We start from the raw sequence: 14,089 nt of genomic DNA, 5'->3' as shown, positions 1-14,089 counted from the left end.
TTGACCATTCACTACCCGCCTATCACCTGCAACAACAATATCCATCCCGATACTTGTTTTGTCCATACGCGCATGTAGGGGCCAGTGGTGGTTTTACCATAGGTGTAGGCAAGATCTTTAGATGAGGCAATACCGCTATTGACGTATTGAAAATTGTCTGGTACTGTAATGGTTTTTAGTAAATCGCCAATATTTCTAGCGCCCATAGAAGGAGCATGGTTGTTTACACTGAACCAGCTTTGTGCGCCAAGAAAGGGTTGAAAAGCAGCACTGCCTTTTTCTTTTAGAGAGGTATTAAGTTGTTGGTCCAGGGTGGTAATATCTTCTAATGAAAATGTTTTGGCAACCGCTTTTTTCAGATCCAGTTCTGCAGCAGTATTTGGAATAGTACGGTCATCGTTATACCTGTTGCCCATATCAGCGAGTACTTTCCATTGTCCATCTTTGTTAATATGCCAGATACTATTGTATTGTCCACGGCCGCTGATGGTATCATTTGCAGATCTGCGTAAGTGATAGGGTCCTGTTGTAAAACCAAAATCGCCCGAAGCACTGATCACGGCATATTCTGGTCCCCAATTAAGTTGAGCGGCTCCTCCCGGATTTTTACTGTATAGGGTAAGTCCGTTTACCGCATCACCCGCTGGAAATACCACACCATTGCTGTCTAAAAACTGCAGAAATCCTTTTTTAATACCATTAGCAACAGTAAAAGAAGCAAAAGAACGTTCAGCATGAATGAGTGCAGTGATATTATTTTGAGCCTTAAGCGAAAGGGATGAAATGATTAAAAGTGTGCACAACAAGTGTTTCATTCTAAATGTATTTATGCGAAACTATTAAGCTGGATTTTATTATGCATTCAATTTCTATAAGCGGCAGGAAAATAGTCGTATTTTTAAATGAACAATATTAACTGATGCAAAAGATCATTTTTTTACCGGTACTATTGGTTTTGTTGATGGGTCATTTTATGGATGCATCTGCAAGTACATCGGTTATAAAAGATACAATTATTAAAAGCCAGATTACCCTGCAACAATTTCCGATAACCAACCTGACTGGTATTACAGATTTAAGCGTAAAGAAAGAGGATCCAAAACTGTATTATGGTAAATGGCAATGGACAAACAACGAACAGGATACATTTACCGTTACTATACAACCCAACAGAGGGCAGTCGGTTAAAAATGGTAAAAAAAGCAAATCAGATGTGCTTTGTTATTACAACATAATTAAAAAGGGGAAATTGGTATATAATTCGATGGGTAATGAAGGAAACAATCCCGAACAATCATTTTCTTGTGGATATGCATCAGAAAAAGCCCTGCTGATTGCACCTGAAGAAGCCAGAATACTGAATTTGGATGAATACAATTTTTTTGTGTTTCAGTTAGTATCAGATAAAAATGATTTTGCCAATCTAAACAAGGGTAGCTCACTTCCTTTTTTTGAAGCTGCATTTAATAAACAGATATATCCGTCTGCCAGAACTTTTCCGGTTGATTTAATCATGAAGAAAATTTCAGATAGTTACTAAAAATGAGAACAGGTTACACACTTGTTGTGTAACCTGTTGCTCTGCTTCTAACATACTGCTTATAAAAAACCCAAACTTGCCAAATTTGTTTTTGTTGGTCAACGACGACCAACAATGGCGTCCCTTTTCAGGGGTCCGGCTTACGGGCCGGACCGGTATATTGCTATAGATTCCTGGGTTAAAGGGTTGTCGCTTTTTTACCACCAGCCATCACCGCAATAATCAGGGCTGTGGTAATATATTTTCCTTTCATTTTTTTATTCTTTGTTTGATGATGCAAAAATGCAACGGAAAAAAAGCCTGTTCAACCGCATGTAAATGTGAAAGTTTATGCCTGCATGTATTTGCCGGAATCAGTTTTTAACACGCAAAACAACTCATCCCCTTTTCTCACCGTTTGTCAGTGAATTTGATAAAGCATGTTAAAAAACACATCACATAATTATGTGGTTTTACGGTGTGAAATTTTGTGGAGGGTTGAGGGAATGCTAACTTTAAAAGAAAGGAGGTGAATTGTCAATTGTGAATGGTCAATATTAAAACGATTTCATTCACCATTCACAATTGACAATTCACCCCCCCTCTCTAACATTATTATGCGATAGTCTGCAAAGCATTCATCTGTTAGCTTTGTAACTGTAAAAAGACCTTATGACCAAATTATTGATTTACGAAGACAACCCCCAGTTACGTGAAGGATTAACGATGCTCATCAACGGGTCTGATGGTTTTGAAGTGCTTTCAGCTTTTAAGAACTGTAACAATGTTGAAGATGAAGTGAGGGCCTTTAAACCAGATGTAATACTGATGGATATAGATATGCCAGGAACCAATGGTATTGAAGGACTAAAAAAAATACGTGAGATTGATACGGATGTAAAAATTCTGATGCTTACCGTATTCGACGACAACAAGAATGTTTTCGATGCCATTAGTAATGGCGCAAATGGCTATGTACTTAAAAAAACACCACCCGCCAGGTTACTGGAATATATTCAGGAAGCTCAAACCGGTGGAGCACCAATGACATCTTCTATCGCCACCCAGGTATTGAAAATGTTCTCTTCACTTAACAACGAAAAAGGACAAGACTACGATCTTTCTGAACGCGAAAAACAGGTTCTGCAATTATTAGTGAATGGGTACAGTTATAAAATGATCGCCGCAGAAATGTTTATCGCCATTGATACCGTTCGCTCGCATATAAAAAAGATTTACGAAAAACTTCATGTAAACAGCAAGAGCGAAGCTGTTGCGAAAGCTTTCAGGAATAAAATTGTGTAAGGGAAGTCCGAGGTCCGGAGACCGAAAGACTGAGGCTTGGGTGATTGCTACTTGGCTTATACGATTTTTCTTCCCGTCTTCCGGACTTCGGACTCCCGGACTTTCCGACTCTACAACCCATTCACCACTCACCATTCACATCCCCCTCTCATCCTAACCACATTTTTGTGTGATAGTTTGCAGGCTTTTGCGGGTTTATGTTTGTTGCATAATTGGAAATCAATTCCCATTTTACTGTATACAAAAACATTAACAATGACATTAAAAAACAAAACCCTGAACCTGGCAATCATTGCTTTGTCTGTTATGGCCACTGTTGCAGCCTGCAGCGAAGCCGGAAGCAAAGAAACAGCAACCAAGAAAGAAGATATCACTGAAGTAAGACAAAAAGAAAAAGACGAACTGATAGCAAGAGGAGAATACCTGGTAACCGTTGCCGGATGCAACGATTGTCATTCTCCTAAAGTCATGACACCAATGGGACCAATGCCAGACACCACAAAACTGATGTCAGGATACCCTTCTGAACATGGAATACCAACGCTTACAGAAGCATTGGCAAAAGACCAGCAATGGGTAAAAATGTCGCCCGATGTAACAGCTTTTGCAGGTCCATGGGGTATATCGTTTGGTGCAAACCTTACACCTGATGAAACAACTGGTATTGGTAACTGGACAGAAGAAGTGTTTGTAAAAACCCTTCGCACAGGAAAACACCTGGGTCAGGAAGGCGGTCGCCCGGTGATGCCACCTATGCCTTGGTATAATGTTGCAAAAATGACGGATGAAGATCTAAGTGCTGTTTATAGTTATTTAATGTCTTTGCCCGCTATTAAAAATCCTGTACCTGCACCAATTCCTCCTACTGAAGTAAAAGTGATTAAATAGTTGAAATAAAATGAAAAGAAGTTTACAGCAGACGATGAAACTAACAGGCGTATTACTGGCAATCGTTTTGATGATTACAGGTTGTACAAAAGAATTCGATCCAGGTACTGTGGTAGATCCCGGACCAATAGGCGGCCAGAAAAAGTTGAGCAAGATAAATTACGATGATGGCAGCTACCTGTCTGTGCAGTATAACAATGCCGGACAACCAAGTAAAATAACTACCCTGCAAAAAACAACCAGTGGGGATGATATTACTGTGTATCAACTGGCCTATAATGCCGACAAACTCACAGAAATGTCTGCAAGTGATGGTTCAAAATATAAGTACACTTACACTGGTGGTGATATCACTAAAGTAGAAGTGGTAACAGGAAATAATGTGGTTATTGCTACTTATCAATACACTTATAAAGAAGGTCGCTTATGGCGCACCGATATTTTCAGCAGTTTTGCTGGCCCTATCGGTACCGCTCCCTCGATGCGTTTTGAAGTAGATTATTATGCCAATGGCAATATTAAAACAATGAGTTCCTGGTACAAGGATTACAACACTGGTTCCCTTGAAAAAACCGATGTTTATGAAATGAGCAGTTATGATACTAAAAGGAATACCAGTCTTTTGTTTGAAAACAATCCTTACCTGCCTACATTGATCGCAATGCCTAATAACCCGCTTACCGAAAAACACTACGATAAATTGGGTCAGCAATATGCATCGGTAACGCACACATATAATTATGATAATGATGGCAACCCTTTAAAAAGAACAACGGTAGTAAAAGAAACAGGTCTGCCCGATGAGGTAACTGAAACAACATTTCAGTACTAATTAATTGAATTTCAATATTTTATAAAAATATCCCTGTGTAAACCAACCCCGACCAACTGCGTCGGGGTTCTTTTTTATGTGATTTACAAACCTGCAAAAACATGCATTTCACATGTTTGTGTGGTTGCAAACCGGCATAAACAGGAATACTTTTGCATCGTAACAATAAGGAATATGAAAGCAGCATTCAACAATTTACTCCGCTACTTGCTATGTCTGGCAAGCGTTGTATTGGCTGCCCCCAACCAATCAACCTTATGTACAGCAAACAACGACAAACAAGCAAGTAGCGATTATGCAACGCCGTTTGAACGGCAAAATCCAGTATTTACCCAGGCAAAAGAGCGGGTAAATAGTGAGACTTACATATTGGAAGGCTCAACCAGGTTTGCCATCTGGTAGGTTTTACAGGTTTTCGATATCCGAAAAAAGCCCCCCGACACTTTCGGTATTTTCCCTGATCCCCCAGCTTTTGATTATTTTTGTAGTATGACAGGCAATAGTCTGGCATAGGTTAAAAGACAAAATATGATCAAAACAGGAAATCCCGTAATCAGTATTTACACAGAAATGACTCCTAACCCGGAGACCATGAAGTTTGTTGCGAATAAACTGCTTTACCCGGGAAAAAGCATTGATTTTGCAGAAGAAGCATTGGCTGGTCCCTCACCGCTGGCAAAGGAACTGTTTAGCTTTCCCTTTATCAGAAGCGTATTTATAGCGAGTAATTTCGTTACACTTACCAAAACCGCAGATACCGAAGACTGGCAGGATATTATACCCACCATTAAAGAGTTTTTGAAAGAATACCTTGAAAATGGCGGTGTGGTGGTTAATGAAGAAGAAGTTGCAAAGGTTAAACAGGAAGCATCCAATGCGGTTAGCGCTGATGACGATGATATTGTAAAAAGAGTAAAAGAACTGCTCGAAAACTACGTAAAACCCGCAGTTGAAATGGATGGCGGGGCCATTCAATTTAAAAGCTATAACGATGGGGTGGTTAACCTGATGCTTCAGGGAAGCTGTAGTGGTTGTCCTTCGTCAATGATTACCCTGAAAGCCGGAATCGAAGGCATGATGAAAAGAATGATTCCGGAAGTAAAAGAAGTAGTAGCAGAAGCTGAATAATACTTTGTTTGTTTTTTTTGAAAGCGTTGTACCAATAGGGTACAGCGCTTTTTTTTGCAATCGGTAACAATACAAAAAGCGGGAAACATAGTACAATTAATCGCAAACTTTTAATTACCAAAGCACAACATCATTATATTTGCTTAGAACCCAACCCTGCTAAAACTACCAAATGGAGAAAGAGGCCATCCTGCAGCTCCTGCAGCAAAACTATGCTCAGTTAATTGAACAGGTATCTCAACTCAATGACCGTGCACTGTTATATGCACCCACAGACAAATGGAACGCACTCCAGCAGGTTGACCATCTCATCAAAAGTGTAGCACCCGTTAATAAAGCATTTTCTCTTCCCAATTTCATCCTTGGTTGGCGTTTTGGTTATGCAAACAGACCCTCCCGAACCTACGATGCCCTGGTAGATCGTTATCATATCAAATTACAGGCAGGAGGAAGAGCATCCGCTGCATTTATTCCCGGCCCTGACGTACCCGTATCAGAAAAAGACAGGCTACTGTTGCAGTTGGATGCGGAAGTTCGTCAGCTTATTAAGAAAACCAGCAGGTATAAAGAATTCTCCTTAGATAAATACATCCTGCCACACCCATTACTGGGTATGATTACCCTGCGTGAAATGATCTATTTCACTGCATACCACGCTTCGCACCATGGCAAGAGTATCGAACATGGACTCGTATCGCTTGTTTAATCAGGCATCCCAGATACCCTGTTTTCAATAAAAACAGTATTTTAGACGTTATCCTTACAAAATCTGTTAAAAGAAAGGAAAGGCAACCTAAATGGTATGCTGTTTGTAATATTGCCTATAATGAAACTGAAGCTCACGATATTGATGGTTTTGTTCGCGACTTCGCTGATAGCGCAAAGGACAACATTTTATGTGGCGGATACCAAGGCAGACTGCTACGGAATCAGCAATAAGCCTTGTTTACAGGTAAAGGAAAAACCAGGCGAACCCTATGCACTGTTTTATTCAGGGATCGAGGGATTTACATACGAAGAAGGATATAACTACAAACTGGAAATAATGAGGGTGAAAAGAGATAATCCACCCGCTGACGGTTCGGCATATGCTTATTACCTTATAAAAGTGCTTTCCAAAGAAAGGTCGAAAACCTATGTACAAAGAACCATTCCAATTCCAGACCAGGTTTCCTTGCCATTGGCAAGAATCAGCCGAAACGGGAAAATGGAACAGGTGAATGGTAGTAATATACCCGATATACAATTTGATAGAAAAACAGGCAGGATATCCGGAAAAGCAATCTGTAACCGTTATTTCGGGAAAGTAATCATCGACAATGGAAAGATGGCTATTTCCGGGGTGGCATCTACAGAAATGGCCTGCCTCGACATGCAAATGGAATCACTTTACTTAAAACATCTTTCCGCAGTTAACCGCTACCAGTTTAACAGCGGCATCCTTCAATTATATAAAGACCAGGAACTGCTTTTGCAATTTACCATTCCGGAAAACTAACACCATCATTACGGATACTATCCTTATTTGCAATTGAATCTGTATTTTGCTGCACCATGATGAGTTTCCAGGAATTGTTGCAACAGTTTACCAACGGCATTCAGCAAACAGGCCCACTTGAATTTATTGCAGTAATAGCAGGTATAGCCAGCGTATGGTTTAGCAGAAAAGAACATATACTTGTTTACCCCATCGGACTCATCAATACCCTGATCTATATTTACCTGAGTATTAAAGGACAACTTTTCGGAGAAGCCAGCGTTAATTTTTATTATTCGGTAATGAGTATTTATGGATGGATACTTTGGACAAGAAAAGATACACAGACAAAAGCATTCGTATTACATATTACCAATAGCACGAAGAAAGAATGGGTACAACAGCTTTTGTTCTTTGGTGCTTTTTATGTGCTGATTTTTATTCTGTTAAGCTGGTTAAAGAATGGGTTTGCTCCAGAAGCTATTCCCTGGGCCGATGCATTCGCAAGCGCTTCCGCATATACAGGCATGTGGTTGATGGCAAGAAAAAAAACAGAAAGCTGGATATGGTGGATCGCAACAAATATGGCTTCTATTCCGTTGTATTTTGTGAAAGGTTATGTTTTTACAAGTGTTCAGTTTCTTGTTCTATTAATTCTGGCTATTGCAGGACTAATAGAATGGAAAAAGAGAGCTAGGGATAAATAAGATATTCTGGCCCTCAGTGGCAATTAATTTGCCACAGAAGTCACTGAATACCACAGAAAGAGAAACATGATTCATAAGATCGTCATATTAGGTCCAGAGTCTACAGGTAAGAGTACGTTGTGTGAATTATTGGCACAACATTATAATACTTTGTGGTGCCCGGAGTTTGCGAGGGAGTATTTAACGACCCATGGAATGGATTACGATTTCGATGATCTTTTGTCGATCGCCAAAGGCCAGTTGGCATTGGAGAAAGAATATGAGAACATGGTCAATAGGCAATGGTCCATGGCAGAAGGATCAAATCCGGGAGAAGCAAAACGATGGGTTAATGTAAAAACACTTCGCTCACAAAATCATCCACCGCTTTTGTTTGTTGATACAGATATGTATGTGATGAAAGTTTGGTGTGAATACGTTTTTCAAAAATGCCATCATTTTATCCTCAATGAAATAATTCAGCAAACCACTAACTTCTACCTGCTCTGTAAACCCGATTTACCCTGGGCAGAAGATGTGCTTCGTGAATACCCTGATGAAAAACCACGTCTGGAATTATACCAGATATACCGCGATATTATGATCAATCAAAAAGTACCCTGGGTCGAAATTTTCGGTGATTATGATGCTCGTTTGGAAAAAGCAATATCAGCTATCGACAAATTTATCGGGGCTCAATAACTATTTTATTTTAGCAAGGATTGCAGTTCCGCATCATCTTCAATATTCTGCATTTGCTTTAGTATCTGTGGATAGCGCCAGGCAACACGGCGACTCATTGGTTTAGGTAAAAACTTTTTCGGATTAGGAAGACTCGCTACGATCATGGCAGCTTCTGCGCGGGATAATTTTTCGGCTGGTTTGTTGAAATATTTTCGTGAAGCTGCTTCTACGCCAAATAATCCAGGACCCATTTCAATTACATTGAGGTAAACTTCCAGTATCCTTTGCTTACCCCAGATCCATTCAATCATTTTCGTGAAATAGAGTTCCGGCACTTTTCGAATATACTTTGTAATGCCACCTGCCTGCCATAGAAAAACATTCTTGGCTGTTTGTTGTGAAATAGTACTTGCACCACCACCTAATGGGATCTTCGTTTTCTTACCTTTTTTCTTTGGCTTCATGCTTCTTTCGATCGCATCCCAATCGAAGCCGCTATGATCAGGAAAGGTTTGATCCTCACTTGCTATTACTGCGAGTTTAATATTATACGGAAGCTTATTCCAGGAGATATAATCACGATTCAACCCATAACTGAAACTATTGGATAATTGCGTAATGGTAATAGGCGGCATAACCCACCTGCAAATGATGATATAGGCCAGCGATGTAAGAAACATCCAAACAGCTGATCGCCATATAAAACGCCAGATTCTTTTTCCCAGGGGTCTTTTTTGTGCCATTATACAACAAGATACTGCTTAACCCTATTGGGTGGAAATGATCTGCATAGAATATTTTCTTCTTATGCGGATATATGATTTGTATTTGAGCGATTGAAGATGCCCGATTAAAAATACACCTGCGGCAATGCCAATATTCCTTAAGTTATTACTTGCAAAAAGGGGTTCGCCATTTTCAAGACTATTAAACAGGTTTAGAAAAACATAACCAGCGCTACCCAATTTTAATAATGAACCATTCGTAAAAATGCCACTCTTAAATTTGTTTCCGGGCATTCCGATGATCTCTGAAATATGAATACCCATAACGCCAAACCAGGAAGTATCTATTGTAGGAAAACCAAACTGGTTAGGTATTTGCCGGGTAATAAAACAATTCACAAAAATGGAATCTTTATCAATACGTTTGATTTTTCCATCGAGCCATTGTGTGGTAACGTATTGAAACCGGATAAAATTATCTTTTGTCCAACTCTGTATATTTTGGTTCTTTTTCTTAAATACTAAAATACCGGATTGTGCCTGGCTATGGGTGCAGGTAAATGCAAGTAAAAAAAGCAGTAGTAGTGCCGGCCTCATGGAACTGAAAGATAAAAAGGAAATATATCTTTTTCTTTAATCCTTTGTTAAACCTATTTAAACAGGGCAAGTACACCCCAGCATAAGGCAATGCCAAATCCTATAAGTATAAGTCCGGAAAGTTTATTAATAAAATGCAGGTTTTTGGCATTTAGTCTGGAACGAAGTTTTCCTGCAAGTACTACTTTTAAAATATCAGAAAGCAGTACAAAAACAAGACAGGTAGTAAATACAATAAAACGGTATTCTCCGGGATGGGTGGCAGTTTGTGAATCGGCCATAATTAAGGTTGTCCAGGCAAACCAGAAAAGAAACACACCCGGGTTAAGCATATTCATAAAGTAGCCCGACAGAAAAATTGCTGCATAATCTCTTTTGCGGAAGTTTTTTGTGATGAGTTTATTTTCTTCATCAACCGGCACTTTTTTAAAGAACAGGGTATAAATGCCGATCGCAACGAGAAAGATGCTACCCGCTATTGCAATGGTGTTCTTATATTCAAGTGCTATATTAAACAGGGAAGTAAAAAAATTACACACTAAAACCAAGGTAATATCGCTGGCAGATACACCCGCAACAAAAACATACCCGGCCTTGTGTCCATTATTGATACTTTGCTTGATGATGGCAAAGATGACGGGTCCTACAGAAATACTGAGAATAACACCCAGTATTAATCCTTTTATCAATGGAGCTAGCATTCAGTGGTCATTGGGTTATACACCAAAATAAGCGGATAATTTTGAAAAACCTTTTATCTGTGATTAACGGAAGAAATTAATGCAGAATTTTTGCTGAAATAATCATGTCAAGTCCAGGGAAATGATCATCCAGATAAGTATTTCCATACAGATAAATAGAATCCTGGATAGCTGCAATGGTTTTACCATATTTGCCGTTAAGGCGCGACAATACCTCCATTCCCTTTATCACTTTTCCAATGGGGGTATAACCTTTAACCCCCTCTCTAATGGTAGTATCCAGTTCAGGGTTGTCTTTCATATTGATGAAAAGCTGGGTGGTCCTGCTATTGGCTTTACCCCGCACAAATGCGACAATACCTTTTTTGTGAAGTTGTAAAACCGGTTCATCCTTTAATTTTTTGGTGTCCCAAAAAACATTCTTCTCAATATCATCTGCTATACCAAACTGAACCAGGTAATTAGGTTCAACCCTGAAGAATGCTGTTGAGTTATAATAACCTGTTATAACCAGTTGATAGAGGCGATCAACGCCTATTGGCGACCATCTTCTATAAGCTTCCAGGATAAAATCGCCCTTGGTGGTTTTAAACAATACCTGAAAACTTTCAGGTGCTTTTCTTTTCAGGATACTGATATTGGGTTCTTGTGCCGACGCAGTAACAGACACCATTAATAAAAGAAGGAAAATATATTTCATTAGGATACCAATTCTTTTTTTAAGAAAAGCTGCCAGTCTTCCAGCATTTTACCTTTTAATACCCTAGGAAATTTATGCTGCCCGCCCACTTTTCCTTTTGAACGCATAAACTCCATAAACTGTTCTTCCGACAAAACGTCGAGGAAAACCTCTTTTAGTGCGCTTTTTCTCTCCACAGCATAATCGTCGTTCAATTCTTTTAATTTATCATCAATCAACTGAATCAATCTCTTTTTATCTACCTGGTCGTTGCAGGCAACATACCAGTGATGCGCAAAAAAGCTATCGTAAGGTACGCCCGCTACGGTAAACTCCGGAATACAGATATTCAATTGCTCACTGGCCAGTTGAATAGCTTTATTCATATTGTCTACACTCAGGTGCTCACCTACCAGACTTAAAAAATGTTTTGTTCGGCCGGTAATAATGATTTCGCATTTCTCTTTATCTACAAAACGAACCGTATCACCAATTAAATAACGCCAAGCACCTGCTGCAGTGCTGATTAGTAATGCATAGTCTTTACCCTCTTCTACTTCATGTATCATTAATGCTTCCGGGTCTTTTACCATTTCGCCGTTAGCATCAAAGTTTTTATCATCGAAGGGAACGAACTCCATAAATATATGTTCACCCGTAACCAAACGCATGCCCTTACCAAACTGACGATCCTGGTAGGCGATAAAACCTTCACTGGCCAGATAGGTTTCTATATAGGTAATAGGTTTACCCAATAATTTTTCAAACCCTTTTTTATAAGGTTCGAAGCTTACACCGCCGTGTACAAAAAAGGCCAGGTTAGGCCACATTTCATGGATATTATTAAGCTTATAGCGCTCAATAACCATTTCCATACACATCTGTATCCAGGCAGGTACACCTACCACAAATCCGATATCCCATTCAGGTGCTTTGTCAACAATCTCTTCCAGTTTTTTGTTCCAGTCTTTTTGCTTGGCAATTTTTTTGCCCGGTTTATAAAAAGGCTGAAACCAGAAAGGCGCTTTTTTCTGCGTAATACCACTTAAGTCTCCGGCATAATAACCTGGACCTTCTTTCTGTAAATCAGTACTTCCACCAAGGGTTAACCAACCTTTACTGATAGAACTATAGGGAATGTTTTCATAATTCCTCAGACTAAGCAATTGCTTAATCATCACAATTTTATTACCACTCAGGAGATCGTTGGTAACGGGAATATATTTACTGGCAGCTTCACTGGTTCCGCTGCTCAGTGCGTAATAGCGGATTTTACCGGGCCAGCAGATATCAGGAATACCTTCGAGGGTTTTATGCCACCACTCTTTGTGAATGGTATTATAATTATAGGTAGGAACCAATTCCTGAAATTTTTTGCCTGGGTGTTTTGAAAGCAGGATCTCATCGAATCGAAATTGCTGACCAAAAGCTGTAAACCTTGCTTTTCTCAATAATTTTTTTAACACCTTGATTTGTTGCCTGCGTGGATTGTTTTGGGGAAGCCTTAATGCTTTTAAAATACGGTTAGGCAATTTAATATCAAGGATAGACATCGTTAGACTCGGGTTAATTGAATATACAAAATTACACTAAAACAGCTAAATCAATGGTATCGGTTGATAAAAGGTAACGCTATTGTTGGACAATGAATCTGTGGCTTAAAATTGCTTTTCAATAAAAAAACGGCTATTTGTTAAAGGGTAAGGCCCTTGAAACCGCAAACAAGAAACGGAAAAATACATTTTTCGATCCTTCCATCGCTGGTATGATCTCTTCTAAGGCATAATCGGGAACATACACCAGCACCTGCGACAACTGCTGTTGACTGATTACAGAGGCCAGTCCAGATATCAGATCAACTTTTCTACCATCTTGCTCTAATACCAATGCAGTTTGTTTAAGGATATCGCTATGCCCCTTTTCTGTTAACACGTTAATGATCTGCTCACAACCAAACTGTCCGGCCATCATACATGCTGTACCTGGCTTATTTAATAAAGTGAGCATGTTATCCTTCGGCAATAACCATTGTTTTACCAAACTTAATCCCTGAACGAAAAATATAAAGGGTATAAGTAACCACCCAGCTTTATAATGCTTATGTACAAACTGTCGCATAGCCTTATAAAACAACGCATGTTGTTTGCCTGATCTGTTCCGGGAGCTTTGTCCTTTATAATGAATAATGGAAACTTCGCCCAAATAATAAATATCATATCCCAGCTTACTTATACGAAGTGAAAGATCAATGTCTTCTCCATACATAAAAAAAACCGGATCGAAGCCCTTCATTGATTCAAGCAAGGCTTTCCGGACCATCATAAAAGCCCCAGCCAACACATCGATACGGTGGTTTTCATTTTTTGAAAGTTGTCCGAGTGCATAGTTATTAAACAACCCCGATGTCGGAAAAAGGGAGGCCATACCGGTAACTTTAAAAAAGGTATTTGAAAGAGAAGGTTTGGCTCTTTTGCTTTCCGGTAAAAAATTTCCAAAGCCATTGATCATTTTTACGCCTACTGCCCCGGTTTGCTGGTGATTATTAAGGAAGCTGACACAATAGGCAATGGTATTTTCAGGAACCAGTGTATCCGGGTTCAGGAAAAGAATATAATTACCCTTTGCCTTACTCAACCCCAGGTTACATGCCCTGCCAAATCCGATATTGGTTTCTGCTTGCAAAAAATGAACATCCGGAAAAAGGGGGGCCAACTTTGTAATACTATCGTCGGGTGAGGCATTGTCTACCACGATGATTTCGCCATTAAGCTGTTGCATGGCATTTTTTACCGTAATCAGGCATTGTTCCAGAAAATCGGGTACACAATAGTTTACTATAATAACGCTGAGTTCCAAATACTGCTTTTC

The 14,089-nt window shown here is 39.5% G+C and carries 17 protein-coding genes; 10 read left to right on the top strand and 7 right to left on the bottom strand.

All coding sequences use genetic code 11. The features are described from left to right. Window positions 1-11: 11 nt before the first annotated feature. A complete protein-coding gene (locus tag ACH30E_RS01715; RefSeq protein WP_490823387.1) occupies window positions 12-815 on the bottom strand; it encodes a Cif family virulence factor in 804 nt (267 codons plus the stop codon). A 104-nt stretch (window positions 816-919) separates the two neighbouring features. On the opposite strand from ACH30E_RS01715, the gene ACH30E_RS01710 reads away from it, so the two are divergent. From ACH30E_RS01710 to ACH30E_RS01665, 10 genes are all read left to right on the top strand, one after another. Next, window positions 920-1,540 carry a hypothetical protein gene (locus tag ACH30E_RS01710; RefSeq protein ID WP_490823385.1) on the top strand — a complete coding sequence of 207 codons (621 nt, stop codon included), beginning with the start codon at window positions 920-922 and terminating at the stop codon, window positions 1,538-1,540. Between the two features lie 651 nt (window positions 1,541-2,191). Beyond that, a complete protein-coding gene (locus ACH30E_RS01705) occupies window positions 2,192-2,824 on the top strand; it encodes a response regulator (protein WP_294989658.1) in 633 nt (210 codons plus the stop codon). Between the two features lie 255 nt (window positions 2,825-3,079). Next, window positions 3,080-3,712, top strand: a complete 633-nt coding sequence (locus ACH30E_RS01700; RefSeq protein WP_294989656.1) for a c-type cytochrome — start codon at window positions 3,080-3,082, stop codon at window positions 3,710-3,712. 10 nt (window positions 3,713-3,722) lie between these two features. Beyond that, entirely contained in the window at window positions 3,723-4,544 is an 822-nt protein-coding gene (locus ACH30E_RS01695; RefSeq protein WP_490823384.1) for a hypothetical protein, read from the top strand. Window positions 4,545-4,718: 174 nt separating this feature from the next. After that, entirely contained in the window at window positions 4,719-4,946 is a 228-nt protein-coding gene (locus ACH30E_RS01690) for a hypothetical protein (RefSeq protein ID WP_490823383.1), read from the top strand. Window positions 4,947-5,072: 126 nt separating this feature from the next. Then, on the top strand, window positions 5,073-5,672 hold the full coding sequence (locus tag ACH30E_RS01685) for a NifU family protein (protein ID WP_294989647.1): 600 nt from the start codon (window positions 5,073-5,075) through the stop codon (window positions 5,670-5,672). A gap of 172 nt (window positions 5,673-5,844) precedes the next feature. Then, complete coding sequence (locus ACH30E_RS01680; RefSeq protein ID WP_490823381.1) at window positions 5,845-6,378, top strand: DinB family protein; 534 nt, start codon at window positions 5,845-5,847, stop codon at window positions 6,376-6,378. A 120-nt stretch (window positions 6,379-6,498) separates the two neighbouring features. After that, on the top strand, window positions 6,499-7,170 hold the full coding sequence (locus tag ACH30E_RS01675; protein WP_294989642.1) for a DUF4377 domain-containing protein: 672 nt from the start codon (window positions 6,499-6,501) through the stop codon (window positions 7,168-7,170). A gap of 56 nt (window positions 7,171-7,226) precedes the next feature. Next, complete coding sequence (gene pnuC / locus ACH30E_RS01670; RefSeq protein WP_294989639.1) at window positions 7,227-7,856, top strand: nicotinamide riboside transporter PnuC; 630 nt, start codon at window positions 7,227-7,229, stop codon at window positions 7,854-7,856. Window positions 7,857-7,922: 66 nt separating this feature from the next. Further along, window positions 7,923-8,537: an AAA family ATPase gene (locus tag ACH30E_RS01665; RefSeq protein ID WP_294989636.1), complete on the top strand. Its 615-nt coding sequence runs from the start codon at window positions 7,923-7,925 to the stop codon at window positions 8,535-8,537. Window positions 8,538-8,542: 5 nt separating this feature from the next. On the opposite strand, the gene mtgA is transcribed toward ACH30E_RS01665, so the two are convergent. The 6 genes from mtgA to ACH30E_RS01635 all read right to left on the bottom strand — a co-directional run bounded on the left by mtgA (window position 8,543) and on the right by ACH30E_RS01635 (window position 14,077). Further along, on the bottom strand, window positions 8,543-9,262 hold the full coding sequence (gene mtgA, locus ACH30E_RS01660; RefSeq protein ID WP_490823378.1) for a monofunctional biosynthetic peptidoglycan transglycosylase: 720 nt from the start codon (window positions 9,260-9,262) through the stop codon (window positions 8,543-8,545). A 24-nt stretch (window positions 9,263-9,286) separates the two neighbouring features. Further along, window positions 9,287-9,841 carry a hypothetical protein gene (locus ACH30E_RS01655; RefSeq protein ID WP_490823376.1) on the bottom strand — a complete coding sequence of 185 codons (555 nt, stop codon included), beginning with the start codon at window positions 9,839-9,841 and terminating at the stop codon, window positions 9,287-9,289. A gap of 53 nt (window positions 9,842-9,894) precedes the next feature. Then, a complete protein-coding gene (locus ACH30E_RS01650; RefSeq protein ID WP_294989628.1) occupies window positions 9,895-10,542 on the bottom strand; it encodes a LysE family translocator in 648 nt (215 codons plus the stop codon). A 76-nt stretch (window positions 10,543-10,618) separates the two neighbouring features. Next, the gene (locus ACH30E_RS01645) at window positions 10,619-11,242 is read right to left on the bottom strand and encodes a peptidylprolyl isomerase (RefSeq protein WP_490823374.1); all 624 of its coding nucleotides are present in this window, start codon (window positions 11,240-11,242) and stop codon (window positions 10,619-10,621) included. After that, window positions 11,242-12,774, bottom strand: coding sequence for a GH3 family acyl-acid amido synthetase (locus tag ACH30E_RS01640; RefSeq protein ID WP_490823372.1), 1,533 nt, complete (start codon window positions 12,772-12,774; stop codon window positions 11,242-11,244). Before ACH30E_RS01640 ends, ACH30E_RS01645 begins: the two co-directional genes overlap by 1 nt. A gap of 133 nt (window positions 12,775-12,907) precedes the next feature. Next, window positions 12,908-14,077, bottom strand: a complete 1,170-nt coding sequence (locus tag ACH30E_RS01635) for a glycosyltransferase family 2 protein (RefSeq protein WP_490823371.1) — start codon at window positions 14,075-14,077, stop codon at window positions 12,908-12,910. Window positions 14,078-14,089 lie beyond the last annotated feature (12 nt).

Source organism: Sediminibacterium sp. FW305-C-61, from assembly GCF_058231065.1.
This window is presented reverse-complemented; position numbering and strand designations above follow the sequence as displayed.